A 24,767-nucleotide genomic window follows, 5' to 3' on the forward strand; every position below is an offset into this window, starting at 1 on the left:
TGGAGACCAGTCGGTCATCTCCCGTCAGGGACACGAGCCGACTCAAAAGAACGGATCTGCCCAAGGGCACGGACGCCGCGCGAAGAGACCGAGATGCGATTCCTCGGAGGAGCGGGACTGAGGCACAGATCCATATCGCGCAGTACGGGCCGTCACCTCCCGCAAAGGGTGTCCAGCGCGGCTCAAGCTCGCGCATATCTGACCTTCGCCGCATCCGTGCGGCGGCCGGTTGCCTCCGCTGCTCGTCTCGTACGAGCAGCGCTGAGGGGAGCCGGATTTCCGACTTCAACGGCGCGCACCCACCGGAGGGCCAACTCCGGTGGGTGCTGTTCGGGCCGTTCGCCCTGTGAGAGGAACACGACCCTATGAACCCCATCGTGACTGTTCAGGACGCTGTTACGGCGTTCGCCGACTGGATTGAGCCGACCAGCGCTGAGCTGGACGCGATCGAGCTGGAGTCCCCCGTCACCTTGGCGGAGGTCGACCTGCTGGACGCGCAGATCATCACGCTGGACCGCATCCCGAACGAGCTGGACGCCCGCCGCATCCGCCGGGCCCGGAACCGGGTGCTGGCGGCCCGTCGGGACCTGGCCAACGGCCCGGCCGCCGCGATGCTGCCCGGTGGTGCCGCATGAGCGCCCCGACGCAGAAGCTGACGGCCGCGCACGCCGAGGTGAAGGCGGAGATCGCGCGGACGGACAGCAAGACGGGCCTGTTGCTGGCGTTCGTCGGCGCGGTATTCGCCGGCGCGTGGACCGTCGCCCGCACCCTCCCCCTGAACGTCCCGGCCTGCATCGCGGGCGGTCTGGGCGTGGGGCTGTTGGTCGGGGCGGCGGGTCTGCTGCTGCGGTCGGTGCGTCCGAACCTGCGCGGCCGGCACGGCTTCCCGCTGTGGGCCACCCTCACCCCCGAGGAGATCACCACCACCGTCAACGGCGGTGACCTCGCCGCCGACGTCGCCGGACTGTCCCGGCTGGCGGTCGCCAAGTTCACCAGCCTGCGCCACGCGGTCGACCTCACCTACGCGGGCGGCGCACTGCTCATCCTCGCCGCCCTCCTCACGGCAGGGGGTACGACATGAACGCGATCCCGCACACGGCGGTCCTGTCCGTGTCACCCGCGACCGGCACGTGGCGGGTGTTCGTGACGGTGCCGAAGACCAGCGGTCCGTGGCCCGAGCACGTGTTCGCCACCCCGCAGATCCCGACGCCCGAAGACAGGACGGCCGCTCTCTCCCTGCTCGGTTACGAGGGCGTCGCGGGTGCCGAGTGGCAGTGGGCCGAAGACACCACCGACCCCGCCGGGCCGGTTCGTCTGCTCGCCGGCCTCGCGGTGCGGGAGCGGGCGGGGGGTGCGGCATGAGCGCCAAGACCGCACTCCCGGCCGTCGCGATGACGGCTGTGTCCATGGTGCTGACCCTGGCCGTGGTCGTGATGTGGCTCGGGGACTCGATGCCCAAGGGCGTCGCCCTGGTCGTCGGCCTCGGTCTGGACGGCGGCTGGCTGGCCACCCTCGCATACGAACGCCGTCTGGCCGCGCAGGGCGACCACAACTGGTGGGTGACCGGGGTCGGCTGGGGCTTCGGTGCTGCCGCGACCGGCGTCCTGGTCGCCCACGCGGTCGGGGAGGACTCCCCCGGCGCATGGCTGGCCGTCTCCTGGCTGCCGATCGCGGCCAAGGCCCTGTGGCTCGTACACGGGCTGTGGGAGCGCACCGCACTCACCCCGTCCGCCCTCGGAGCGATCCGGGGCATCCAGCAGGAAGCCCGCGACGAAGCCGCCGTCGCCCGCGCCCGACTGCGGGCCGAAGCGGCGACCGAGGAGACGCGGCTGACGGCCGTGACGGGGGCCGGGGCACGCGTCGCACGCGTCCAGGCCAAGACCGCCGAAACCCTGTCCCGGGCGTGGTCGACGCTTGAGGCGGCGCGGCAGGGTGAGGACACGGGCAGGGCGCTGACCAGCGTGACGACCCGCGTCACACCCGACGTCACACCGGGCGTCACACCCTGCTGGGAACTCCCCGTCTGGGGCCCCGTAGAGGCGGTCCCGGCCCTCGCCCTCGTGCCGCCACCCGCGCTCACCGACAGCGAGTTGGATGCGCTGGTCGACGAGATCCGGCACAGCGAGACGCCCGCCCTGTCCTACCGCGAGATGGCCGCCCGCTTCCGCGCCGCCGGCCACTCCGCATCCGAGGGCCGCCTGCGCGACGCGTGGAAGCGCGTCGCGTGACACGGGTTCCCCGCTACTCCCCCGACCGCTCCGCAATCCCTGAGGAGTGCCTGACCATGGGCAAGCCCGACACTCGCCGCCTGGACCGTGAGATTCAGCAGACGACCCGCAAGCTCGAAGCGGTCCGCAACCAGGAGATGTGGCCGCTGACCGGTGCCGAACGGCGTGCCGTGATCGGTGCGATGGCTGGCGGCTCCTACCGGGTCATGCGGGGCAAGAGCCCCGGCCGCGCCGAACGGAAGCTGGACACGATGTGGGAGTCGGTCCAGACCCGGCTGATCGCCGAGATCACCGCGTTGCAGATGGAGCGGCAGCGGATCGTGAACGAGGCCGCCGCCGCCAAGGCCGCCAAGAAGTCGTCGGGGTGGTGGTGACCGTGTTCCGTGCCGGGGACAGGGTCACGGTCGTGGCCTGCGCGGACGACCCCCGCGCGGTGGGCCGGATCGGCCGGATCGTCGACGAGGTCCCGCCCGGCCCCCTCACCAACGGCCGCTGGTCGGTTCACGGCGTCGGCCTGCTGGTCGGCCCCGTCCTGTGCCACGGCCACGAGATCACGAAGACCGGCTGACACACGGCCCCGCCGGGACGGCCGCCCCGCCGTCCCGGCCCCCTCTTCCTTCCTGCCTTTCCTGCCCCCGCCCGTAGGGGCGTTGAGGAGACTTCCGCATGTCCGAGAACGTCGTTCACCTGCACAAAGACACCACCCCCGCCCAACCGGTCATCCTGACCGTGGTCCCCGACCCGGAACCGGCCGTTCCCGCCGAGTCGTCGGTCGTGGCCGGTCCGGCTGTTGAGGCCGTCGACCTGCCCGGCAACCCGCTGGCCGACTGGCTCACCGCCCCCGAGTCGCCCGTGCTGCCCGTGTGGGCCCGCTCGCGTGCGTCCGTGATCGCCAACGTCCGCGCGTTCGGCCGACTCACCTGGTGGCACACCCGCTACCACGGCTTCCGCACCCCGAAGTACCTGGTCAAGACGGCGCTGCTGGCCGCGCGTGGCTTCTTCCGGGCCGCCGCCGGACTGTGGCCGACCCTGTCCGCGCAGGACCACAGCGCGACCGTCAAGGCCCTGCGCGCGCAGGTCAAGGCCCGCCCGGAGGACGTCGACCTGGCCGTGCGGCTGCAAGTCGCGCACTACACCCGCACACAGGCCCGCCGTTGGCGGTTCGGTGCCGCCGCCGCTGCGGTCGCCGCCGCCGCACTCGGTGTCGCGCTGGCACCCCCGCTGCTGCAAGCCGGCATGGGGGCCGCCGTCATCACCCCCCTCGCCTACCTGGGACGCGGCAAAGAGACACGTCTCCTCGACCAGGCGGCCCCGCCGCTGAAGGTGGACATGTCCGCGCAGCAGCTCAACGAAGCCCTGCGGGCCGCCGGCCTCCTCAAAAGCGGCAGCGGCAAGGACGAAAAAGACCTTCCGAAGGTGCTCTGCACGATGGGCCCGGTCCGCGACGGCCGTGGCTGGGCCGTGATCTTCGACCTGCCGCGCGGTGGCGGCAAGACCGCCTCCGACGTCCTGGCCAAACGGGAGGTCATCGCGCAGGAACTCGGGGTCGACGAGATCCAGGTCATCATGTCCCGCGTCCGCGCGGCCAAAGGCGGCAACGCCGGCCGCGTCTCGATGTGGGTCGCCGACGACGACCCCTACCTGGGCCCGCTCAACCCCTCCCCGCTCCAGAAGGCCGAGAAGTTCTCGATCTGGGACGCGGTCCCGTTCGGGCAGGACGCCCGCGGCAACCGTGTGGCCGTGCCGGTCATGTGGCAGTCGATGTTCTTCGGTGGTCTGCCCCGCCGGGGCAAGACGTTCTCACAGCGGCTGCTCACCGCCGCCGGTCTGCTGGACGCCTACGTGCGCCACTACGTCGCGGACGGCAAGGGCGGAGCCGACTGGATGCCCATGAAGGCCGTCGCCCACCGCCTCGTCATGGGCGCGGAGGACGACGCGATCGAAGCGCTGAAGGCCATGCTGCAAGAGCTGCTGGCGGAGATGGAACGCAGGTTCGCGCTGCTGCGGGACCTGCCGACGTCCGTGTGCCCGGAGGGCAAGCTCACCCCCGACATCATGGTCAAGTACAACCTGCCCGTCACCTTCGTGACCATCGACGAACTGCAGGAGTACTTCACCGCGATGGAGCGCGAAGACCGCGAGCAGGTCATCAACGACCTATGCCGGATCGCCCGCCGGGGCCCGGCAGCCGGGTTCATCTCCAACTTCGCCTCCCAGCGCCCCGACGCCGAATCCGTGCCCGCGAAACTGCGGGAGATCATCACCATCCGCTACTCCACCCAGGTCGTCGACCGCACCAGTTCCGACATGGTCCTCGGCAAGGGCAAAGCCGCCCAGGGCGCAGACGCCTCCGTCCTGTCCGAGGACCACAAGGGCGTCGGTGTCCTGGTCACCGGCCCCGCCTCGTTCGTGACCGTGCGCGCCGACTACCTCGACGGAACCGGGTTCGCCGCGCTGTGCCGCAAGGGCCGCGCCCTGCGCGAGGCCGCCGGACAGCTCACCGGCGACGCGGCCGGCGACGTCACCGCCGCCGCCGACGCGGCCGGACTCACCGTGCCCGCCATCGTCTCCGACGCACTGGAAGTCATGCGGCACTCACCGCGCATGTTCACCACCGACCTCCTCGCCGGACTCGTCAACCTCGACGAAGACGTCTACGGCGACCTCAACGCCGAACGCCTCGCCTCCGAACTCGAGACGGCCGGCGTCAAGCGCACCAGCAAGCAAGTCAAGATCAGCGGCGCGAACGGTGCCGGCTACCAGCGGCGCGACATCGAAGCCGCCGTGCCCGCCGAGATCCTCCTCAGCACCGGCAGGTAAAGCCCTCCCCCCTCTACCCACACCGCGCTGGACCCCCCTCTGCCCGGCCGCGCGCCCCCTTCCGCGACCGCCCCGGAGTAGAGGGGGCTCTTTACCCCGGTAGAGGGGGAGGTAGAGGCCCCTGACCTGCAAGGTAAGGCCGGTAAAGGGGGGCATGCAGCCCCCCGCCCAACCCCCGGAAGGGGGTGGTTCCACCTCCCTGGCCTGCTGCCGGGAGGGAATCCCCACACGTCCCGCACCCACCCCTCGCGCGCCCTCGAAGGAGGACTCATGCGCCGCTCCGACCCGCCCGGAATCATCGCTCCGCACATCCCCGCCGACGCCTACCACCGCGCCCAGACCACCGGCCAGCCCATCGTGATCGTCGTCCACACCACCGACCACCACGGCCGCCCCCTCAGCCACTTCCTCTACCCCCTCGCCGTCGCCACGGCCGGCGCGATCGGCGTGTTCGCCACCGTCGCCGCGCTCCTCGCCCTCCTCGACTTCGCCGTCCACACCGCCCTCGCCATCGCCGCCGCCACCGGCCCCCTCAGCGTGGGCGGGATCACCTTCAAGCTCTTCGACTCCAAGCGCTGAAAGGAAACCCCGTGTTCGAGATCCGGATCATCTGCGACTACTCCGACGTCGACCGCCTGACCAACACCCTGAGCGGCGTATTCATCACCGGGCGGGCCGTCGTCCACCCTGCCCGCGACAGCAAGCGCGCCCGCGTCTACCTCGACGCCGAACAGCGCGAGATCTGGCCCGACCCCGAGCAGGCCTACACCGGTGCGCCGAAGGTGCGCAGTGAGCTGACGTGGCTGTCCGAGCGTGAGCCGCACGAGCGGGACCGCGTGTGGTGGCTGCGCCGCGCCGCCGCCACCGACCGCATGGCCTGCGGACTGACCTCCGACGGCATCGCCACCGAGGAACAGGCCCTCAACGTGGCATGCCGCCTGATGAACCTCGACCGCGCGGCCCTCGTCTGCGACCCCCGCGCCTACACCCGCCAGCAGTACGCCCACTGGATCGCCGACAACCAGTAGCTACGCCAAGGGCGACCCCCCTCTCGCCAAAGAAACGGGGCCGCCCTTGTCCACCTGCCATCAACTGACATGTGGAGGTCATCCAGCATGACGCAACCGACCAACATCCGGCGAGCCCTCGCCCTGCGCCTCGCCGCCCACGGTGTCCCGGCCCTGCCCCTGCGCGTGGGGAAGGTGCCGTTCGGCAACTGCCCGGCCTGCGCCAAGAACGCCTGCGGCAAGACCATCTGCGGCGGCCGGCCGAACATGAAGAACCCCGGCCCCTGCCACTGCCCCGACGTCTGCCACGCATGGGCCGCAGCCACCACCAACCCCCACATCCTCACCTCCCCGCCGTGGGAGGCGGCATGGCGACGGGCCGAAGCCGTCGCCTACCACCCCGGCGGGGCCGGGGTGACCGTGGTCGACCTCGACACCCCCGCCGCCGTCGCATGGGCCAGGGAGAGCCTGCCCGCGACCCGGACCGTGCCGACGACGCGCGGCGAGCACTGGCTCTACCGGGGCGTGATGCGGTCGGCGAACGCCGTGCGGCCCGGGGTCGACGTCAAGTCGCTCATGCAGTACGCCCGCTGGCTCGGCCCCGGCACCGGCCGCATGACCATGCTGCCGCTGGCCGTGCGCGCCCTGGTCGTGAAGGAAGACACCACCCCCGCCCCGGCAGGCTTGGCCTCTTCCGTCCCCGCCCGCGCCCCGTGGAGCCGCAGCGTGGCCACCGGATGCCGCCACACCGAACGCTACGTCCGTACCGGACTCGAACGCGGCCTCGCCCTCGTATCCGCCCGCACCGAATCCGGCGCAGGATCACAGGCCTTCGGTGTCGCCCGCTTCCTCGCCGCCCAGCACACCCACTGCCCTGGCCCCTGCGCACTGGACGCCATCGGCGAGGAGATCGTGGCCGCCGCCGTCGCCGTGGGCGTCCCGGAGGACTACGCCCGCCGCGCGGTCACCAACGGCCTCCAGACGCCCTCAGGGCGTGCGGCATGACCAAACCATCGTGTAACACCGCAAACGACCCTCAGGATGCCGTACAGGGCGCGCAGGGCGTGAGCGTGGGCGTGCTGAAGGTCGCCGCCCGCAAGGGCGTCCCCATTGCCCTTCGCTCCAACCCGCCGCAGGGCGACGGCCGTTACCCCGTCGCATGGCTGCACATCAGCGCCCCGCGCAGGTGCGGAGGCACGCCCACCGCAACCTCGAAGTGCCTGTGTGGCTGGGACCGAAGCGCCGTCGGCCACACCCGCGTACTCGCCCTGATCGAGGCACACACCGCCCACCGAGACGCCTGCCCGCTGCGCCACCCTCAGGAAGGCAGGGCCGCCGCGTGATGGACACCCGCACCACCGACGCCGAGGAACTGCCCGCGCCGTCCAACCCGTTGGCCGTCGCCCGCCGTCTCCTGCCGGACTGGCAGACCGAGGACGGACAGCTCGTGTGCCGACGCTGGCGCGCGTCCTGGATGCGCTGGACCGGGACCTGTTGGCGCGAGCTGGACGAAGCCCAGATCCGCGCCGCCATGTACACGCGCCTTGAGCACACCGTGTACAGCACCCCCGGCAAGGACGGGCAACCGGAACAGCGGGAGTGGGCACCGACGAAGCAGAAGATCAGCAACCTGCTCGACGCGCTCGGGGCCATCACCCTGCTGCCCACCGACACCGACGCCCCCACCTGGCTCGACACCGACGGCCAGGCCGGGGACGACGGAGGGCCGATCGTGGCGTGCGAGAACGGCCTGCTGAGGATTCGGGACCGCGCGCTTCTCCCGCATGGGCCGGGGTTCTTCAACCTCGTGTCCGTCCCCTTCGCCTACGACCCCACCGCCACCGCACCCACGTGGGAAAGCTTCCTGGCGCAGATCTGGCCCGACGACCCCGACAGCATCCAGGCACTTCAGGAGTGGTTCGGCTACGTGCTGTCCGGCCGGACCGACCAACAGAAGATCCTGCTCATCGTCGGACCGTCCCGCTCGGGCAAGGGCACCATCGCCCGCGTCCTCAAAGAGCTGGTCGGCAAGGAGAATCTCGCCGGCCCCACCCTTGCCGGACTCGGCACCAACTTCGGCCTTGCCACCCTGGTCGGCAAGCCGCTCGCGGTCATCTCCGACGCCCGTCTGTCCGGCAACGACAGCAGCCAAGTCGTCGAACGGCTCCTGACCATCTCCGGCGAGGACACCATCGACGTCGACCGCAAGTACCGCGAACAGTGGACCGGCAGACTGCCCACCCGGCTGATGCTGCTGTCCAACGAACTCCCGCACTTCGGCGACTCTTCCGGGGTCATCGCCAAACGGTTCGTGCTGCTCAACATGCGGGTGTCGTGGTTGGGCAAGGAAGACACCTCCCTCACCGACCGCCTCGCGGCCGAGATGCCCGGCATCCTCAACTGGGCCCTCGACGGACTCGCCCGCCTCCAGCGCACCGGCCGGATCACGGAACCGAAATCCAGCCGCGAAGCGGTCACCACCATGCAGGACACCGCCTCACCCACCAGCGCATTCGTCCGCGAACGCTGCACCACCGGACCCACGTGCAGCGTGCCCGTGGACACGCTGTGGAACGTCTGGCGGGAGTGGGCCGAGGACAACGGCGTCCGCCCCGGCACCAAACAGGTCTTCGGCCGCAACCTCCTCTCCGTCGTCCCCCCGCTCAACCGCACCCGCCCCCGCGACGCCTACAACCGGCAGGTGGCCACCTACACCGGAATCACGGTGAACGCGTCCGAACCACATTTGCCTGAGTCGTGACTCATCGCGGCTCAAGCCCCCACCAACCCGCTCTGAGTCGCGATGAGTCACGACTCAGAGCAATGTGTTCAGAACCCCATCACCGCGCTACCCCCGCGCTGAGGAGTGCCATGTCTCGCCCCAAGCTGCTGAAACTCCCCGAGGTTCTCGAAGAGATCGACATGAGCCGTGCCGCCTTCTACCGCATGCGGGCACGCGGGAAGGCACCGAAGCTCATCAAGTTGCCCAACGGGCAGATCCGTTGCCGCCGTCACGACCTGGACACCTGGCTGAACGGCTGCCAGGACGCGGCCTGATCCCACCCCGCACATGACCCGAGGGGCCCGCCGTCCGGTGGGCCCCTCGGTATGAGGAGAGCACTTGAAGACCTACAACGTGCGGATCTGGGGCATCCGGAAGCGCGCCAGCAAGTCGGCCCCCTTCCAACTCCGTTGGCTGGTCAACGGAGAGGAGTTCCAGGAACCGTTCACGACTCGGACGCTCGCCGACGCGCGACGGGCCGAACTGCTCACCGCGACCAAGAACGGCGAGCCGTTCGACGTGGCCACCGGGGTACCGATCTCGGAGATGCGCGAGGCATCCTCGCCTACCTGGTACGAGCACGCGTGCGCGTACGCCGTGATGAAGTGGCCCGGGGCGGCGGGTAAGCACCGCGCGAGCGTGGCCGAGACGTTGTCGGCGGTGACGGCGCACCTGGTCTCGACTCAGCGAGGCGTACCTGACCGTGCTGTACTTCGGCGCGCGCTCCAGACGTACGCCTTCCAGTGCCGGATCGATCCGGAGAGCGGCGAGCCGGTCGCCCGCAAGGACAGTGAGGAACTGCCGCGAGAGGTCGAGACCGCACTCGACTGGGTGGCGTCGCACTCATTGAAGATGGTCGACGTAGCGGAGTCCGATGTACTGCGCGGTGTCCTGCGCGTCCTGTCCAAGAGGCTGAACGGCCGCCCGGCCGCCGACAACACGGTGCGGCGCAAGCACTCGGTGCTGAGCAACTCGTTCAAGTACGCCATCGAGCGCGACCTTCTGACAGTCAACCCGCTGAAGCGAATCGACTGGACCCCGCCGGCCACCTCTGACGAGGTGGACTTCCAGTTCGTCCCCGGCCCCGCCCAGGTCGTCGAGCTGCTTGAGGCCGTACAAGAGACGGGGACCCGAGGGGGCCACCTCCACGGGTTCTTCGCGTGTATGTACTACGCCGCGATGCGCCCCTCGGAGGTCGCCAACCTGAAGCGGTCCGCCTGCAAGTTGCCTGATCAGGGGTGGGGCGAGCTGGTGTTGTCCAAGAGCCGCCCCGAGGTCGGGACCGGATGGACCGACGACGGCAAGCCCTACGAGGAACGGGGCCTGAAGAGGCGGGCCCGCAATGCGACGCGCCCCGTCCCGATCCCCCCGGCGCTGGTCAGTCTGCTGCGGGCGCACCTGGACACGTACGGGACGGCACCGGACGGACGGCTTTTCCGGGGTATCCGGGGTGGACGGGTGCCGTCGACCGAGTACGCCGAAGTATGGAAGGCGGCGCGCGAGCTGGCACTCGACGCCGAGGATCTGGAGACGCCCTATGCCCATGTGCCGTACTCACTGCGGCACGCGGGGGTCTCGCTGTGGATCAAAGCCGGGGTCGATCCGGTGGAGGTGGCCCGCCGCGCCGGGCACAGTCCAGCCGTCCTGTGGAAGTTCTACGCGAAGATCCTGCGCGGCCACCAAGACGCATCCAACAGCATGATCGACGCCGCCTTGGCCGACGAGACGGACGCCTGAGCGGCGCGGCCAGCTGGCCGCAGGTTGGCCACACGCGCTGATCAACGCCGGGATACCGGCGAGTCAGGGTGAGACAAGGTGAACGAAGAAGGGGTGCCTCCCATCGGAGACACCCCTTCTGACCAGTGCATACGCTGATCTGGCGGTGGGTGTGGGATTTGAACCCACGGTGACATCGCTGCCACGACGGTTTTCAAGACCGTTCCCTTAGGCCGCTCGGGCAACCCACCCCGCGCCGCTGGTGATCGGCGGCGCGGGGACAAGAGTAACGGGTGGGCACGCGCGCGTGGGTGTCGGTTGGCGTTGAAGCGAGATCAGCTGTCGCCCTTGCGAGAGGCGAGGGTGAGGTCGACGGTGTGGGACTTGCCGCCGCGCTCGTAGGTGATCGTGACCTTGTCGCCGGGCTTGTGGGTCCAGATCTCGCCGATGAGGGTCCGGCCGCTGTCGATCACCATGTCGTCGAGCTTGGTGATGACGTCGCCGGGCTTGAGGCCGGCCTGGTCGGCGGGGCCGCCCGACTCGATCGGGGAGGCGCTGCCCGAGACCGGCTCGGTGATCTTCGCGCCGCCCGTCGTGTCCTCCAGCGAGACGGACGCGCCGATCTTCGCGTACACCGGCTGACCGGTCTTGATCAGTTGCTGGGCGACGTACTTGGCCTGGTTGATCGGGATGGCGAAGCCGAGGCCGATCGAGCCGGACTGGGTGGTGCCGCCCAGGCCTCCGCCGCCGGTGGACTGGATCGCGGAGTTGATGCCGATGACGTTGCCCGAGGCGTCCAGCAGCGGGCCGCCGGAGTTGCCCGGGTTGATCGAGGCGTCCGTCTGCAGGGCGCTCATGTAGGAGGAGGTGCTGCTCGTACCGTCGGAGGAGGCCACCGGACGGTTCTTGGCGCTGATGATGCCCGTCGTCACCGTGTTGGACAGGCCGAAGGGCGCGCCGATCGCGATCGTCGAGTCGCCGACCGCGACCTTGTCGGAGTCGCCGAGGGTGAGGGGCTTCAGGTCCGAGGGGGCGTTCTTGAGCTTGATGACGGCGACGTCGTAGCCCTGGGCGTGGCCGACGACCTCGGCGTCGTACTTCTTGCCGTCCGGGAAGGTGGCCGTCACCTTGCCTCCGTCGACCGCGTCCGCGACCACGTGGTTGTTGGTGACGATGTGGCCCTGGGTGTCGAAGACGAAGCCGGTGCCGGTGCCGCCCTCGCCGTTGCTGGACTCGGCCTCGATGGTGACCGTGCTGGGCAGCGCCTTTGCGGCGACCCCGGCGACCGTGCCCGGGTCGCGCTTGACGGCGCCGCCGCTGGTGGAGGCGGAGACGGTCGTCGAGCCGTTGTTGTCGTCGTTCTTGGCGAGGGTGTAGCCGAGGCCACCGCCCAGACCGCCCGCGACCAGCGCGGCGATCAGGATCGCGGCGACCATGCCGCCGCGGCCACGGCCGGACTTGGGCGCGGGCTGCTGGTAGGCGGCGCCCCAGACGGTCCCACTCCCGTCGGACCCGCCTGCCTCACCCACTCCACCCGCTGCGACGTCCGCGAAGCCGGCGGTGCCGTACGCGTGCGTGCCTGCGCCCGGGTCGGCGTACAGCGGTGTGGCCGGGGGCTGGGTCGGCCAGTCGTCCACGGGGGCGGCCGGGGAGCCCTGCGGCGGCGAGGAGGGCGGCTGCGCGGCGGTCGGCGGCGGCCAGTCGCCGTCGACCGGGGCCGCCGGTGCTCCCTGGGGCACGGTGGGCGGCGGCCAGCCGCTCTCGGGCGCGCCCGCCGCGGAGGCCTGGGCGGCTTCCGGCGCCTGCGGGGAGGCAGAGGGAGACTCCACCGGCACGGGGGGTGCGGACGGGGCCGGGGGTACCTGGGTGCCCTCGCTCTTGCCCTCGTTCTCGGTGCTCACAGCTCTTCTCCTCGATCCACGGCTGTCGTCGTCGGTCGCACTAGGTCGCACTGGGTCACGCTGGTAAGCACTCGTAAGTACCTCGTAAGCGCTGGTGAGCACTCGTAAGGCTCGTCGCGCTTTGTCGCACGCTTTGTCGTCTTGTCGGCGACCCGGCGCGCTGAAGCTGTGCAGGGGTGCAGGTGCTTTTTTTGTACGTCTCAGCTTTTCCCACAGGCCGTCAGAGCACCATAAGCGGTGGCTGTGGGTCCATGGCCATTCCTTATATGGGTCATTACGCACAATAAGTGCGCATCCTCGAAACATCTCAGAGGGTTCTCAGACGACCGGGCGCCGATGACACGATGACGCGGTGACCCACGCACGGCAGCACCACATTCAAGTCGTCGCTCACCGCGGGGCCTCCGAGGAGGCCCCCGAGCACACCCTGGCCGCGTACAAGAAGGCGATCGAGGACGGTGCGGACGCCCTCGAGTGCGATGTGCGGCTGACCGCCGACGGCCACCTCGTCTGCGTACACGACCGTCGCGTCAACCGTACGTCCAACGGCCGCGGCGCCGTCTCCGCCCTGGAACTCGCCGATCTCGCGACGTTGGACTTCGGCTCCTGGAAGACGCGGGAGGCGCGCGAGGCCTGGCACGCGCGCGTGGAGGATCCCGACTGGGAGGTCCGGCCCGAGGACCACGAGGAGACCTCCGTGCTGACCCTGGAGCGGCTGCTGGAGCTCGTCTCCGACGCGGGGCGCCGGGTGGAGCTGGCGATCGAGACCAAGCATCCGACGCGCTGGGCCGGACAGGTGGAGGAGCGGCTGCTGGTGCTGCTGAAGCGGTTCGGGCTGGACGCGCCCGCCTCTGCGGCCGAGTCCCCGGTGCGGATCATGAGCTTCTCGGCCCGCTCGCTGCATCGCGTGCGTGCCGCCGCGCCCACGATGCCGACGGTCTACCTGATGCAGTTCGTCTCGCCCCGGCTGCGCGACGGACGGCTGCCCGCGGGGGTGGGCATCGCCGGCCCGTCGATCCGGATCGTGCGCAACCACCCGGCGTACATCGAGCGCCTGAAGGGGGCCGGTCACCGGGTGCACGTGTGGACCGTGAACGAACCGGAGGACGTCGACCTCTGTGTCGAGCTGGGCGTCGACGCCATCATCACCAACCGCCCGCGCGCGGTGCTGCGACAACTGGGCCGGCCCGGCCGGCCTGGACGACCGGGCCAACCGGGCCAACCGGGCCGACCCGGCCGCTGAGCCCTCCCCCTCCGGGCCAGTCCCCTCTGGAGCCAGTCCCAACAACACCTCAAGTCTCATCCGTACCTCTTGACCCCACAGCGCGGCCACAGCATCCTCCAATCTCGGCCACATCATTCAGATCAAGCCACTCGCTGACAGGCCCCTCACAGGGAGTGCACCGGCGCGTTCGGTCCGTGTTCGACCATTCCGAATGCGTCACGGCACCTGCGTTGGCCGGTTTCCGGTACAGGCCAATGGGGCATCCACACCGTGGTTGGGGCGAAGGAGGTCTCGGGGGTGGCGTTGGTGGTGGCACAGGAGGTGCCCGCGTCGTCGAGCATGGCCGTATCTCATGGCCCTGCGGGCGTAGGAAACGCGAGACACCGCATGCGTGATCAGTTGCGCAGCGGCGGGGTGTCGGAATCGGTCATCGACGACGCTGTACTGATCCTTTCCGAACTTTTGAGCAATGCGTGCAAGCACGGCAGACCACTGGGCGACGCTCTGGTCGGGGACGGCGACGTCCGGGCCGCGTGGCGCGTCGATCCGGGCGGCCGGCTGGTGGTCGAGGTGACCGACGGCGGCGGCCCGACCCGTCCGGCGCCGGCCACTCCCTCCGTCACCGCGCACGGCGGCCGCGGGCTCAACATCATCACGGCGCTTGCCGACGACTGGGGCGTCCGGGACGACGCCCGCGGCGAGGTCACGGTGTGGGTCGTCGTCCACGCGGACGTGTACGACCCCGACGCCGGATGTCGCCGCGACGACTTCGCGTCCCGGGTCGCGGCCCCGTCGGTGGCGTCGATGCCCGGCCTGGACTTCGCGGACGCGTTCGACGACCTGGACTAGACCGATGCGGTGCCTTACCAAAGGCTTGCGAAGAGCCTTGTGAACGGCCCCATGGCCAACCCTGCGAACGGCCCTGTGGGCACCCTTGTGGACGACGCAGGGCCCGTTGTCCACAGACCCCGGGTTGTCCACAGGTTCCGGTGACGGAGCGTGCGAGCGGCTAGGCTCCCGCCCGTACCAGACGAGCCGTACCCGGGAGACAGCCAGATGGCCAAGAAGCGACCCCAGACGAAGGCCGGACGGCCGCAGCTCACCGATGGCGAGGTCCCGGTCGTCGGCGCGCGGGAGCCCTGCCCGTGCGGCAGCGGCCGCCGCTACAAGGCCTGTCACGGCCGGGCCGCCTCGCATGCCGCGACCGAGCTGGTGCAGCGCCCCTTCGAGGGCCTGCCGGGCGAGGGCGACTGGGTGGCGCTGCGCGAACTGGTGCCGGCCGCCACGGTCGAGCTGGCCCTGAAGGCGGGTCTGCCCGAGGGCGTCCCGTCGGTCACGCTCGCCACGGTGCTGCCGATGGCCTGGCCCGCCCTGCGCCGCGACGACGGCTCGGTGCTGCTCGGCCTGCAGAACGACACGCCGTCCGGCGACATCAGCCGCGACCTGGCGGACACCCTGCGGCGGGCCCTGGAGGCGGACCCCGGCACCCCGGTGCAGGCCCGCCGCGCCCCGGCCGACGGTCCTCGGATGCAGGATCTGCTCGACCCCGAAGGCGCGTTCGAGCCAGTCGTCCACAGCGGTTTCGAGTTCTGGGTGCCGGACCCGCAGAACGCCGCGCCGGAGGTGGCCGCCTCCCTGGAGCGGGCCAACGCCGCCGCGATCCCGACCGTGAAGCTGACCGGTGTGGACGCCGCGTACTGGTGTGAGACGCCGGACAAGAACCACCTGCGCTGGGTCATGCCGTACCCGGAGGAGCAGCTTCTGGACGCCCTCGCGCGGCTGCACGCGGCGGGCGGTTCGAGCCTCGGCGAGGGCACGCGCCTGGTGGGTTCCTTCCGGGCGCACGGTCTGACGGTGCCCGTCTGGGACCTGCCGAGCGCGCTCACCGCGGACGACGTGGAGAAGCCGGCAGCCGAGTTCGCCGAGCGCCTCGCCACCGCCCTGGCCTCGGGCGAAGCGCTCACGGCCGACGAGCGGCGCGCGCGTGGCGGCCTGACCAACCGACAGGTCACGCTGAGCTGACGCACAGGGACCGGACCCGGCCGCACTGACCGACCGGTCAGTATCCCGGGCGCCGGCGGCCTGCGTGACTCCGCTCACAACTGCCGCCCGCGCAAGGCGAGTCGACGCCAGAAGCGTCGATTCGCCGGTGTCCGGAAAGCCGATGGAAACAGGAGATCGAATTTGCGTAGCGCCGATCTCTTGTTACCGTTCGAGTAGCCCGGTTGCTGGTGCATCCCCCGTCGCCAGCAACCGGGCCTCTCTGTGCGCGGCTCCGTTTACACGATGCCAGGGCACGTCAACTGCCCGTGTCCGCCCGGGAGTTGCTCCCTGAGCGCAGCAGCAGCGGCCCGTCGTCGGTCGCTCGGGCAAACTCCGCGACCGCCGTGTACGCCGCCAGCTGACCCCGGGTCCGCTCATGGGGCGTCTCGCAGGATTCCGGCTCGTCCTCGGCGCCCACCACGCAGCTCGTCCGCACCGTGCGCCCCGCGGGCCCCATGAGGCTCAGGAAGGCGTCCAGGGCGCGTCCGGTGGCGTTGCGGTAGTAGGTGCGCGCCCAGGTGTCCTCACCCTGGGACAGCACGCAGGTCTGCGCCTCCACGCCGTCGGGGGAGGTGAGCTCGGGGCCGCAGCGGGCGGCGGTGGCCAGACCCAGGCCGAGCAGCAGCGGGGAACGTGAGGGGGCGACGGGGGGCGCCTTGGGATCCGTACCGCCGTCGGCGCGCGCGTCGGCCGCGACATCGCCGCCTGGCGCGGCCGCATCGTCGGAGCGTGGCGCGGCCGCGTCGTCGGAGCGCGCGTCGGTGTAGGGGGAAGCATGCGAGGAAGCGCGTGGACCGGCGGCCGCTCGGGTCGCCGCGCGCCCTTCGTCGCCGGCCGGCCCCGCGGACGCCATGGCCAGAGGCAGTGCGATCGCGCCTGCCACGGCGCCACCGAGGGCGAGGAGACGAAGGTTCATGTAGCGGAAGATAGAGGGCGAACCCGGGCGTCCTGCCCGGCGCGCACCCGACACCCCTACAACTCGGGGGCGCTCACACCCGTACGAGTGAGGGCGTCGACGACGGCGTCCACCACGGCCTCGACGTCGGGCACCCAGGGCGAGGCCGAGCCGGGCAGCGGTGCGCGCTCCCACCAGATGTCGCCGCGGCCGGTCTCGGACGGGGGCAGCGTGATGTAGCCGCCCTCGCCGTGGAAGCGCAGGGAGCCGGGCACGAAGTCCTTGGCGTAGAGCAGCTCACCCAACTGCTCCATCGTGTACGGCCGGACGAGGAGGAACCAGCGGGTGGGCGAGGCCACGACCGGGCCGAGGCGCATGCCCTGACGGTCGAGCGCCACGAGCGCGCGCGAGGCCGCGAGGGCGGGGAGGCTGACCGCGCAGGGGGCCGGGCCCCCGGTGGCCAGGACGATCGGCGCGGCCGGCCGGTTGCTCCACCACCAGCGCACCATGCGCCCGTCGGTGGTGGCCGCGAGGAGGCCGGGGTCGAAGGGGTGAGCACCGGGGACCGTGCACTCCGGGTCGGGGCAGCTGCAGCGGGACGTGCTCCGCTGGTCGGCCATCACACCCGGGAGGACGGGCCACTGCCATTCCGTCGCGAAGGTCAGGGCCGAGTCCATCAACTCGGCCCGTCCGTCGCCGCGCCGGGACAGGAGCCTGCGTCGCTTTCCGAGGATCTCGCGCATGAGCGCTCGTTCCTTTCCGTTGCACCGCTGGCAACACCGTGGGCCACATCACACCATGTGTCGATCACTTCACTGTGCGTACCTTTTGGCGCATCACACCCCTGTCAGAGACCAGGGGAACCCCTCAGGGTCGAGCGGTGACTGCTTCCGCGGTCACTCCGTCCGACTTGCGTCCATCTCACACATGCTTTGGGCGTGGCGTGGGGTGGCGAAGTCTGGCGTTTGACGTCGCGCGTATTTCTCTCCGCCTCCGCCACGGGAGGATGGGGCACGGTCGTCGATGACTATGACGCCCGGGCCGGTCACCAGGTTCCGGGATGCTCCGCTGAGCTCCCAACGACCCCTGGCCCTTACCGAGTACGTACCCATCACGACCGCTGTGACGCTCCGTGGAGCAAGGCCAGTCGACCGCAATCAACCGTTACCCGAGGCAGTTTTAAGCCAACTTTGCAATTTCGCAAGGGAGCCGGAAGAAGCGTGCGCGATTCCCCCGAAGACCCCACGGACACCAGTAATCCCAGCAGGACAATGCTGGACATCCCCTCACGAGTGCGTGTACATGTGGAGACACCGCTAGCGGCGCAGAATGACATGGGGGTTTGCGATGCTTTTGAGCAATACGCTCCGGTCCGAGAGCCGGACGCCATGAACGCCCCTCACCCTCCGAAAGTGGCTGGAATCGATTCAACGGTTCCCTCGCCCGCACACACTGTCGCGCCCGCGCCCGCCACCCCGGGCACCCCGACGGTCCCCGCGGCCTCACCAGGCCCCTCCGATTCTTCCGGTACCTCCGGTTCGGCCGGCGCCTCCGGGGCCGCCGTGCCGGGAGCCCTTCTGACGGACCGGCTCGCCGGCTGGGTCTCGGACCTCACGACCCTCCACGAACTCACCGAACGCCTCGCCCGCACGGACGCGCTGACGGACGCCCTGACGGAGCTGTTGCGGGCCGGAGCCGCCCTGGTGGGCGCCCGGCGCGGTCTCGTCGTCCTCGAACCCGCCGACCGGCTCGGGCCGGACACCACCATCGGCCTGGGCCTCGGCCGCGCCGACCTCGGCCACATCGAGACCGTCCCGCGCAGCGCCCTGGCCTTCGGCCGGATCCTCGACGGGCTGCCCGGCGGCGAGGGGGAGATCGCCGAGCCCGACCTGCTGGCCGAGGACGGCCTCGACCCCCGTCACCGCGAGGTGGCCGCCCGCCTCGGCTACGCCGCCAGCTACGCGCTCCCCCTGGAGACGGACGGCGCGTCGGGCCGTCTGGGCGCCGCCGTGTGGCTCTACGACGAGCCCGCCGAGCCGGGCGAGCGCCAGCGCCACCTGGTCGGCCTGTACGTCCGGTACGCCGCCGAGCACCTGGCCAGGCTCCTGGAGATCGAGCGCACGCGCGCGTGCATGAAGACGATGGCCGAGGAGCTGCTGCCCTCCCGGCTGCCGCGCGTGCCCGGCGTCCAGCTCGCCGCCCGGCACCGCACCGGCCCGCGCGGGGGCGGCGACTGGTACGACGCGCTGCCGCTGCCGGACGCCGCGCTGGGCCTCGCCGTCGGGTCCGTCACCGGGTCCGGGCCGAGCGCCGTCGCCGCGATGGGCCGGCTGCGCGCCTCCCTGCGGGCGTACGCCGTCATGGAGGGCGAGGACCCGGTCGCCGTCCTGTCCGACCTGGAGCTGCTGCTGCGCCTCACCGAGCCCGCCCGCTCCGCGACGGCCCTGTTCGCCTACTGCGAACCCGCCCTGCGCAAGATCACCCTGGCCGGTGCCGGGCACTGCCCGCCGCTGCTGGTCGGCGAGCGGCGCACGGAGTTCGTCGAGACCTCCGTGTCCGCGCCGCTGGGCATGCTGGCCTGCTGGGAGGCGCCGAGCGTGGAGCTGGAGGCCGAGCCCGGCGAGACGGTTCTGCTCTACACCGACGGCCTGCTGCACCGCACCGGCGACACCGTCGACCGCGCCTTCGCGCGGCTGCACGCGGCGGCCGCCGGGGTGCCGAAGCCGCTGCGGCAGGACCCCGGCGCGATCGCCGACCACGTGCTGCGCACGGTGCTGCCGGACGGGCTGGCCGAGCAGGACAGCGACGAGGACGTGGTGCTGCTGGCGGCCCGCTTCGAGTGAGCGGCGACGGCAGCGGCCGTAACAGGTCATTCGCCCCTGGACCCCCTTACGTACGACCGTACGATGGATGGGGTCCAGTGCCGTATCTAGGAGGATGACCGTGGCCGACGAGCTCACCCCGGCTGTGCCGGATGATGCTGCTACCGCAGCGGGCCCGGAGACTGAGTCTGAAGAGCCCATCAAGAAGCGGAAGAACGGCCTGTACCCGGGCGTCTCCGACGAGCTGGCCGAGAGCATGAAGTCCGGCTGGGCCGACACGGAGCTGCACGACCTGCGGCCGATCGCCCAGGCCGCCGAGACCGCCGCCCGCCGCGCCGCGCTCTCCGCGCGCTTCCCGGGCGAGCGTCTGGTGATCCCCGCGGGCAACCTGAAGACCCGCTCGAACGACACGGAGTACCCCTTCCGGGCGTCGGTCGAGTACGCGTACCTCACCGGCAACCAGACCGAGGACGGCGTGCTCGTCCTGGAGCCCGTCGCGGACGGCCACCGGGCGACGATCTACCTGCTGCCGCGCTCCGACCGCGAGAACGGCGAGTTCTGGCTGTCCGGGCAGGGCGAGCTGTGGGTCGGCCGCCGGCACTCGCTCGCCGAGGCGGAGCAACTGCACGGCATCCCGGCCTCCGACGTCCGCGAGCTGGCGGACAGGCTGCGCGAGGCCACCGGTTCGGTGCGGGTCGTGCGCGGCTACGACGCGGGCATCGAGGCGGCCCTGACCGACAAGGTCACCGCCGAACGCGACGACGAGCTGCGCGTCTTCCTCTCCGAGGCCCGCCTCGTCAAGGACGAGTTCGAGATCGGCGAGCTGCAGAAGGCCGTCGACTCCACGGTCCGCGGCTTCGAGGACGTCGTCCGCGTGCTCGACAAGGCGCAGGCCACCTCCGAGCGCTACATCGAGGGCACGTTCTTCCTCCGCGCGCGGGTGGAGGGCAACGACGTCGGCTACGGCACCATCGCCGCCGCCGGCCCGCACGCCTGCACGCTGCACTGGGTGCGCAACGACGGCCCGGTCCGCTCCGGCGACCTGCTGCTGCTCGACGCGGGCGTCGAGACGCACACGTACTACACCGCCGACGTCACGCGCACGCTGCCGGTCGACGGCCGCTTCACCGAGATCCAGAAGAAGATCTACGACGCCGTGTACGACGCCCAGGAGGCCGGTATCGCGGCCGTCACGCCGGGCGGCAAGTACCGCGACTTCCATGACGCCGCGCAGCGCGTGCTGGCCGAGCGGATCGTCGAGTGGGGCCTCGTCGAGGGTCCGGTCGAGCGCGTTCTGGAGCTCGGCCTGCAGCGCCGCTGGACGCTGCACGGCACCGGTCACATGCTCGGCATGGACGTCCACGACTGCGCCGCCGCGCGCGTGGAGTCGTACGTCGACGGCACGCTGGAGCCGGGCATGGTGCTGACCGTCGAGCCCGGGCTGTACTTCCAGGCCGACGACCTGACGGTGCCGGAGGAGTACCGGGGGATCGGCGTCCGCATCGAGGACGACATCCTCGTCACGGAGGACGGCAACCGGAACCTGTCGGACGGGCTGCCGCGCCGCTCCGACGAGGTGGAGTCCTGGATGGCTTCACTGAAGAGCTGACGAGCTGACGGCGGGCCGAGGCGACCGGGCGGGCGGCATCGGTGAGTTGACGGGCGCCGGTCGGGCTGGACCGGCGCCCGTCCCGGGCGTGCCGCGACCGCGTGCGATGACCGCCGTTCGCCGGACGGTCGTCCGAGTCGTGCTCGCCGTATCGCCTCGATGGACACCGTCCGCGTCAGGCGGCTCTGGTCGGTGTGGTGGTCGGTAGGGCGTCCACGAACAGGGCGCCTGCCAGGAGGCCCGCGCTGCCGCGGGGGCTCCACGCGCGCGCGTGGAGGTCGGTGTCGAGGTCGGAGAGGGCCTTGCGGCCCGCCGGGGTCGCCGTGCCGCCCGCCTCCAGGACGGTGCGGGCGCCGGCCTGGACGTGGCGCAGGCCCAGGGGGCCGGCGGTGTGCAGGAGTTCGGTGTCCTGGAGGGTGGACATCACGGTGAGCAGGGCGTCGAGCCGGGCGTCGGGCTCGTCCGCGCCGGCCGAGCGGGCCGCGCCCAGCGCGCCCAGGGCCCGCCGTACGTGCGGGAATCCGGCGCGGGCCTCGCCGCGGGCGCCGGCCGCGCCGTACTTGGCCGAGACCGTCGCGCCCCGCGAGGGCCGCCGTGGGGCGGCCCGGTCGGGGTGTGCGGCGATCCGCTTGGCGGTCGCGGCGACGTCGACGCCCCGCGCGCGGGGTTCGAGGGCGGCCGCCGCGACGAGCAGGCCGAGCGTCCACAGCGCGCCCCGGTGCCCGCCGCCGGCGAGGCCCACCGAGTGCTCGGTGCACCTCCCGATCGCGCCCAGTTCCGCGCGGAGCCGGGGCGTGGGTTCGCCGGTGCGGCGGGCGGCCGCGGCCATCGCCGCGAGGCCGGGCGCGAGCGCCTTGGCCGACCAGCGCAGCCCGCAGTGGTCCCTGCGGGTGACGCGGGCGGCCAGGTCACGGGGGTCGGGCAGGCCCGGCTTGGGAGCCAGGGCCAGTTGACCGGTCAGCGCGGCCACCGCGGCCTGCGCGAGCTCCTCGTCCACACGGCTTGTCATGACCGCGACCCTACGAGGACGCGGAGGCCGACGGGGCGCCGCTGGGCGCACCGCTCGGCGCACCGCTCGGAGGCGTGCCGCCACCGCCACCGCCGCTGCCCGCGCCGGTGCTCTCGGCGTCGGGGTCTACGCCCAGGGTGATGGACCCCTTGTAGCCCTTGGACGGGTCGGCCTTGTGCACGGCCTTCAGCGTCAGCAGCCCGCTGGACGTGCCGCCGCCGTCGTACACCATGTCGTTGTCGAGGGTGGTGTAGCTGCCGGAGTGCTGGGAATAGGGATCCAGCGTGAAGATCTCCTCGGCGACGTCGTCGGCGAAGAACAACTGGCCCGTGTAGTTGACCTTGCCGCCCTCGTAGGTGCCGTCCTCCTTCTGGCCGCCGGTGTGCACCTTGAGGTGGATGTGGCAGGTGCGCGGCGTGTACCAGCCGGGGAAGATCGTCTCGAACTTGACGACCCCGTTGGCGTTGGCGATCTGGTAACCGCGCAGATAGGTGCCGTCGTTGGCGGTGGAGCCGTCCTCGCTCTCCGCCGGGGCCGAACCGCCGGGGTTGGCCGTGGTGTAGCCGGAGTAGTAGCCCCAGGCGTCGCAGTGCCAGATCTCGACGGCGGCACCGGAGACCGGCGTACAGCCGTCGGTGGCGTCGACGACGGTCAGACGCAGGGTCAGCGGCACACCGCTCTTGCCCTCGGTGATGTCCTTGCGCACCAAGGCACCATCGAGGTAGTACGGCCCTTCCGTGACGCTCGTCATCAGCGTCATGCACTCGCTGCTGGTCGAACTGACGGAGGCGGCGGACGTCGCCGCGCTCGCCTCGGCGTCCGTGGCAGTGCCCGTGTCGGCGAAGGCCGACTGGTAGCCGGCGACGGCGAGTCCGCCGGCCGCGACCGTGCCGCCGGTCACCACGAGGGCGCGCCGCCGGGTGATGCTGGTGTCCTGGTGATTTCCCGTCATGAGCATGAAGGTAGGAACGCCACCAGTGCGCTGCATGGGGGAACGCTGAGAGGAACCTGTGAGTGCCGGGAGGCGCCCTCAGGCGCTCTTACAGACCCTCAGACGGCCATCAGCGGCGCGTCCTTCTGCCACTTGAGCATCTTGTCGAAGCTCACCACCGCGCCGCTGAACCCCGGCCTGTTGCCGATGTGGACGTGGTCGGCGAGTTCCTGGATGAGGTAGAGGCCGCGGCCGTGCTCGGCGTCGGTGCCCGTGCGGACCGGGGCGGGGGCGGGGCGTTCACCCGTGAACCCCGGGCCCGAGTCGGCGACCTCGATGCGGCACTTCTCGCCGTCGAGGTACGCGGTGACGCGGTACGCCTCCGAACAGCCGCCGTGCGCGGTGTCCCCGCCATGCTCCACGGCGTTGGCGCAGGCCTCGCTCAGGGCGACGGAGAGGTCGTAACTGACGTCGGGATCGACGCCCGCCGTCTCCATGGTGCCGAGCAGCAGGCGCCGGGCGAGCGGAACGCTCGCGGCTTCGCGCCGGAGATGGAGTGACCACCAGATGCTCATGCTCCAGCCTCCTGGCCGCGGCTCGACATACCGATACGTATTGCCGCCCATGGCCGTGCGTAAGCACGAACTCCGCGTGATGCCGCCCATATGGGGGATGCACGCGGGCTCGGAATCGGTGTATGTGGGACCCAGGAGCACCAGTTCGTACCAGTCCTACCAGGCCTAACCGTCGGACACAGAAGGTGATCTTCCGCATCACAGGGAACCTTGTGGACCTGCCGTATGGACGCGGTAAGGCCAGTGCGATGATGAGCCCGCCATGACTGCCCCCCAGGGTGAGCGCTCCGGACGCGATCTACGGCTGCTGCGGGCCACGATGTTCGCCGCGGTCTGCGTCGTGCTGGCCGCCGCCGGGCACACCATGGCCTCCTGCGCCACGGTCCCGCTGTGGACGCTGGCCGCGGGATTCCTGGGCGCCCTCGCGGTCGTGGTGCCGCTCGCCGGACGCGCGCGCTCCCTGCCGGGCATCGCGGCGCTCCTCGCGCTCGGACAGACCGTGCTGCACACGCTGTTCGGACTCGGCCAGCACACCGCCTCGGCCGCCGTCTCCGCCGCGTCCACCACGTCGGCCTCTGCCACTGCCTCCGCATCCGTCTCCGCATCCGTCTCCGACGTCACGCTCGTCGAACGGGCGGCGCGGCTGGTGTGCGGGGCGTCGGCGGCGGTGATCAGCCCCGCCCAGGCCCAGAAGATGCTCGTCGAGGCGCGGCTCTACCCCCAGGGCACCGGCGGCGGCGCCGACAGCGGCGTCGGCACGGACATGAGCGGTATGGGCGGTATGAACGCCATGAGCGGGATGGGCGGGTTCGGCTCGCACCATCCGGCGGACGCCCTGTCCTCCGCCGGTTCGTCGATGTCCCTGCTGCCGTCCCTGCCCATGCTGCTCGGTCACGTCCTCGCCGCCCTCACCGCCGGATGGCTGCTGCGGCGCGGCGACACGGCCCTGCTGCGGCTGCTCGCCCTGTCGGCGCACGGCGTCGCCGAGGGGGCGCTCGTACGGTCCCTGCGCGGGGCGCTCGCGCTGGTGCGTGCCCTGCTCGCGGGGCTGCCCGCCGCGCCCGGTGCGGGACCGCGCGTCCCGCACCCCGCTCTGCACGCACCCGCTCCGCCCCGCACCACCGCACTTCAGCACTCGGTGATCAGACGAGGCCCACCGGCCGTATCCGTTCTCGTCCTCGCTGCCTGACGCGACACGACCAGC

Annotated in this window: 25 protein-coding genes, 1 tRNA gene and 1 pseudogene; 20 read left to right on the forward strand and 7 right to left on the reverse strand. The window is 71.3% G+C overall.

Translation table 11 applies throughout. From position 1 onward, the window contains the following. Positions 1-365: 365 nt before the first annotated feature. From OG352_RS21270 to OG352_RS21335, 14 genes are all read left to right on the forward strand, one after another. Positions 366-635: a DUF6284 family protein gene (locus tag OG352_RS21270; protein ID WP_329218951.1), complete on the forward strand. Its 270-nt coding sequence runs from the start codon at positions 366-368 to the stop codon at positions 633-635. Then, positions 632-1,081 carry a Pycsar system effector family protein gene (locus OG352_RS21275; protein WP_329218953.1) on the forward strand — a complete coding sequence of 150 codons (450 nt, stop codon included), beginning with the start codon at positions 632-634 and terminating at the stop codon, positions 1,079-1,081. The genes OG352_RS21270 and OG352_RS21275 overlap by 4 nt, the downstream gene beginning before the upstream one ends. Continuing rightward, positions 1,078-1,362, forward strand: coding sequence for a DUF6303 family protein (locus OG352_RS21280; protein ID WP_329218955.1), 285 nt, complete (start codon positions 1,078-1,080; stop codon positions 1,360-1,362). The genes OG352_RS21275 and OG352_RS21280 overlap by 4 nt, the downstream gene beginning before the upstream one ends. Next, positions 1,359-2,228, forward strand: a complete 870-nt coding sequence (locus tag OG352_RS21285) for a protein spdB (RefSeq protein WP_329218957.1) — start codon at positions 1,359-1,361, stop codon at positions 2,226-2,228. Before OG352_RS21280 ends, OG352_RS21285 begins: the two co-directional genes overlap by 4 nt. A 56-nt stretch (positions 2,229-2,284) precedes the next feature. Continuing rightward, complete coding sequence (locus OG352_RS21290) at positions 2,285-2,602, forward strand: hypothetical protein (RefSeq protein WP_329218959.1); 318 nt, start codon at positions 2,285-2,287, stop codon at positions 2,600-2,602. Further along, entirely contained in the window at positions 2,593-2,796 is a 204-nt protein-coding gene (locus tag OG352_RS21295; protein WP_329218961.1) for a hypothetical protein, read from the forward strand. Before OG352_RS21290 ends, OG352_RS21295 begins: the two co-directional genes overlap by 10 nt. A 98-nt stretch (positions 2,797-2,894) precedes the next feature. Next, on the forward strand, positions 2,895-5,048 hold the full coding sequence (locus OG352_RS21300; protein WP_329218962.1) for a cell division protein FtsK: 2,154 nt from the start codon (positions 2,895-2,897) through the stop codon (positions 5,046-5,048). Between the two features lie 270 nt (positions 5,049-5,318). After that, positions 5,319-5,627, forward strand: coding sequence for a hypothetical protein (locus OG352_RS21305; protein ID WP_329218963.1), 309 nt, complete (start codon positions 5,319-5,321; stop codon positions 5,625-5,627). Between the two features lie 11 nt (positions 5,628-5,638). Beyond that, positions 5,639-6,076: a hypothetical protein gene (locus tag OG352_RS21310; RefSeq protein WP_329218964.1), complete on the forward strand. Its 438-nt coding sequence runs from the start codon at positions 5,639-5,641 to the stop codon at positions 6,074-6,076. Positions 6,077-6,163: 87 nt separating this feature from the next. Continuing rightward, on the forward strand, positions 6,164-7,060 hold the full coding sequence (locus OG352_RS21315) for a bifunctional DNA primase/polymerase (protein ID WP_329218966.1): 897 nt from the start codon (positions 6,164-6,166) through the stop codon (positions 7,058-7,060). A gap of 59 nt (positions 7,061-7,119) precedes the next feature. Then, positions 7,120-7,398, forward strand: a complete 279-nt coding sequence (locus tag OG352_RS21320; protein WP_329218968.1) for a hypothetical protein — start codon at positions 7,120-7,122, stop codon at positions 7,396-7,398. Beyond that, complete coding sequence (locus OG352_RS21325; protein ID WP_329218970.1) at positions 7,398-8,816, forward strand: DNA primase family protein; 1,419 nt, start codon at positions 7,398-7,400, stop codon at positions 8,814-8,816. The genes OG352_RS21320 and OG352_RS21325 overlap by 1 nt, the downstream gene beginning before the upstream one ends. Before the next feature lie 110 nt (positions 8,817-8,926). After that, entirely contained in the window at positions 8,927-9,112 is a 186-nt protein-coding gene (locus tag OG352_RS21330) for a helix-turn-helix transcriptional regulator (protein WP_093781296.1), read from the forward strand. 64 nt (positions 9,113-9,176) lie between these two features. After that, on the forward strand, positions 9,177-10,574 hold the full coding sequence (locus tag OG352_RS21335; protein WP_329218971.1) for a tyrosine-type recombinase/integrase: 1,398 nt from the start codon (positions 9,177-9,179) through the stop codon (positions 10,572-10,574). A gap of 140 nt (positions 10,575-10,714) precedes the next feature. Here the strand turns inward: OG352_RS21335 and OG352_RS21340 are convergent. Both OG352_RS21340 and OG352_RS21345 read right to left on the reverse strand, forming a co-directional pair. Further along, a tRNA-Ser gene (locus OG352_RS21340) sits at positions 10,715-10,804 on the reverse strand. Between the two features lie 84 nt (positions 10,805-10,888). Next, positions 10,889-12,454, reverse strand: coding sequence for a S1C family serine protease (locus OG352_RS21345; protein ID WP_329218972.1), 1,566 nt, complete (start codon positions 12,452-12,454; stop codon positions 10,889-10,891). Between the two features lie 352 nt (positions 12,455-12,806). Between OG352_RS21345 and OG352_RS21350 the strand changes: the two genes are divergently transcribed. The 3 genes and pseudogenes from OG352_RS21350 (at position 12,807) to OG352_RS21360 (ending at position 15,701) form a co-directional block, all read left to right on the forward strand. After that, the gene (locus tag OG352_RS21350) at positions 12,807-13,697 is read left to right on the forward strand and encodes a glycerophosphodiester phosphodiesterase (RefSeq protein ID WP_329218974.1); all 891 of its coding nucleotides are present in this window, start codon (positions 12,807-12,809) and stop codon (positions 13,695-13,697) included. A 193-nt stretch (positions 13,698-13,890) separates the two neighbouring features. Further along, a pseudogene (locus tag OG352_RS21355) lies at positions 13,891-14,528 on the forward strand (ATP-binding protein). 207 nt (positions 14,529-14,735) lie between these two features. Continuing rightward, on the forward strand, positions 14,736-15,701 hold the full coding sequence (locus tag OG352_RS21360; protein WP_329218975.1) for a DUF5926 family protein: 966 nt from the start codon (positions 14,736-14,738) through the stop codon (positions 15,699-15,701). 277 nt (positions 15,702-15,978) lie between these two features. Here the strand turns inward: OG352_RS21360 and OG352_RS21365 are convergent, their stop codons facing one another. Then, positions 15,979-16,638 (reverse strand): hypothetical protein, encoded by a 660-nt coding sequence (locus OG352_RS21365; protein WP_329218976.1) that lies wholly within the window; start codon positions 16,636-16,638, stop codon positions 15,979-15,981. Positions 16,639-16,694: 56 nt separating this feature from the next. Then, complete coding sequence (locus OG352_RS21370; protein ID WP_329218978.1) at positions 16,695-17,360, reverse strand: bifunctional DNA primase/polymerase; 666 nt, start codon at positions 17,358-17,360, stop codon at positions 16,695-16,697. A 528-nt stretch (positions 17,361-17,888) separates the two neighbouring features. On the opposite strand from OG352_RS21370, the gene OG352_RS21375 reads away from it, so the two are divergent. Together OG352_RS21375 and OG352_RS21380 are read left to right on the forward strand one after the other, a co-directional pair. Then, positions 17,889-19,460 (forward strand): PP2C family protein-serine/threonine phosphatase, encoded by a 1,572-nt coding sequence (locus OG352_RS21375; protein ID WP_329223909.1) that lies wholly within the window; start codon positions 17,889-17,891, stop codon positions 19,458-19,460. A gap of 94 nt (positions 19,461-19,554) precedes the next feature. After that, complete coding sequence (locus tag OG352_RS21380; RefSeq protein WP_329218979.1) at positions 19,555-21,048, forward strand: aminopeptidase P family protein; 1,494 nt, start codon at positions 19,555-19,557, stop codon at positions 21,046-21,048. A gap of 175 nt (positions 21,049-21,223) precedes the next feature. Here the strand turns inward: OG352_RS21380 and OG352_RS21385 are convergent, their stop codons facing one another. The 3 genes from OG352_RS21385 to OG352_RS21395 all read right to left on the reverse strand — a co-directional run bounded on the left by OG352_RS21385 (position 21,224) and on the right by OG352_RS21395 (position 23,563). Further along, entirely contained in the window at positions 21,224-22,057 is an 834-nt protein-coding gene (locus tag OG352_RS21385) for a triphosphoribosyl-dephospho-CoA synthase (protein ID WP_329218980.1), read from the reverse strand. A gap of 10 nt (positions 22,058-22,067) precedes the next feature. Next, the gene (locus OG352_RS21390) at positions 22,068-23,009 is read right to left on the reverse strand and encodes an intradiol ring-cleavage dioxygenase (protein WP_329218981.1); all 942 of its coding nucleotides are present in this window, start codon (positions 23,007-23,009) and stop codon (positions 22,068-22,070) included. Positions 23,010-23,107: 98 nt separating this feature from the next. Beyond that, positions 23,108-23,563, reverse strand: coding sequence for an ATP-binding protein (locus tag OG352_RS21395; RefSeq protein ID WP_329218982.1), 456 nt, complete (start codon positions 23,561-23,563; stop codon positions 23,108-23,110). Positions 23,564-23,825: 262 nt separating this feature from the next. Here OG352_RS21395 and OG352_RS21400 point away from each other — a divergent pair, with 262 nt between their 5' ends. Next, entirely contained in the window at positions 23,826-24,752 is a 927-nt protein-coding gene (locus tag OG352_RS21400; protein ID WP_329218983.1) for a hypothetical protein, read from the forward strand. Positions 24,753-24,767 lie beyond the last annotated feature (15 nt).

This window comes from Streptomyces sp. NBC_01485 (assembly GCF_036227125.1).
Taxonomy (GTDB): Bacteria; Actinomycetota; Actinomycetes; order Streptomycetales; family Streptomycetaceae; genus Streptomyces.

Bases quoted from the DNA above. Each gene is read 5' to 3' on its own strand.
- OG352_RS21270 (WP_329218951.1), top strand. From the start codon at position 366: ATGAACCCCATCGTGACTGTTCAGGACGCTGTTACGGCGTTCGCCGAC.
- OG352_RS21275 (WP_329218953.1), top strand. From the start codon at position 632: ATGAGCGCCCCGACGCAGAAGCTGACGGCCGCGCACGCCGAGGTGAAG.
- OG352_RS21280 (WP_329218955.1), top strand. From the start codon at position 1,078: ATGAACGCGATCCCGCACACGGCGGTCCTGTCCGTGTCACCCGCGACC.
- OG352_RS21285 (WP_329218957.1), top strand. From the start codon at position 1,359: ATGAGCGCCAAGACCGCACTCCCGGCCGTCGCGATGACGGCTGTGTCC.
- OG352_RS21290 (WP_329218959.1), top strand. From the start codon at position 2,285: ATGGGCAAGCCCGACACTCGCCGCCTGGACCGTGAGATTCAGCAGACG.
- OG352_RS21300 (WP_329218962.1), top strand. From the start codon at position 2,895: ATGTCCGAGAACGTCGTTCACCTGCACAAAGACACCACCCCCGCCCAA.
- OG352_RS21305 (WP_329218963.1), top strand. From the start codon at position 5,319: ATGCGCCGCTCCGACCCGCCCGGAATCATCGCTCCGCACATCCCCGCC.
- OG352_RS21315 (WP_329218966.1), top strand. From the start codon at position 6,164: ATGACGCAACCGACCAACATCCGGCGAGCCCTCGCCCTGCGCCTCGCC.
- OG352_RS21325 (WP_329218970.1), top strand. From the start codon at position 7,398: ATGGACACCCGCACCACCGACGCCGAGGAACTGCCCGCGCCGTCCAAC.
- OG352_RS21330 (WP_093781296.1), top strand. From the start codon at position 8,927: ATGTCTCGCCCCAAGCTGCTGAAACTCCCCGAGGTTCTCGAAGAGATC.
- OG352_RS21360 (WP_329218975.1), top strand. From the start codon at position 14,736: ATGGCCAAGAAGCGACCCCAGACGAAGGCCGGACGGCCGCAGCTCACC.
- OG352_RS21365 (WP_329218976.1), bottom strand. From the start codon at position 16,638: ATGAACCTTCGTCTCCTCGCCCTCGGTGGCGCCGTGGCAGGCGCGATC.
- OG352_RS21370 (WP_329218978.1), bottom strand. From the start codon at position 17,360: ATGCGCGAGATCCTCGGAAAGCGACGCAGGCTCCTGTCCCGGCGCGGC.
- OG352_RS21375 (WP_329223909.1), top strand. From the start codon at position 17,889: ATGCTGGACATCCCCTCACGAGTGCGTGTACATGTGGAGACACCGCTA.
- OG352_RS21380 (WP_329218979.1), top strand. From the start codon at position 19,555: ATGACCGTGGCCGACGAGCTCACCCCGGCTGTGCCGGATGATGCTGCT.
- OG352_RS21385 (WP_329218980.1), bottom strand. From the start codon at position 22,057: ATGACAAGCCGTGTGGACGAGGAGCTCGCGCAGGCCGCGGTGGCCGCG.
- OG352_RS21390 (WP_329218981.1), bottom strand. From the start codon at position 23,009: ATGACGGGAAATCACCAGGACACCAGCATCACCCGGCGGCGCGCCCTC.
- OG352_RS21395 (WP_329218982.1), bottom strand. From the start codon at position 23,563: ATGAGCATCTGGTGGTCACTCCATCTCCGGCGCGAAGCCGCGAGCGTT.
- OG352_RS21400 (WP_329218983.1), top strand. From the start codon at position 23,826: ATGACTGCCCCCCAGGGTGAGCGCTCCGGACGCGATCTACGGCTGCTG.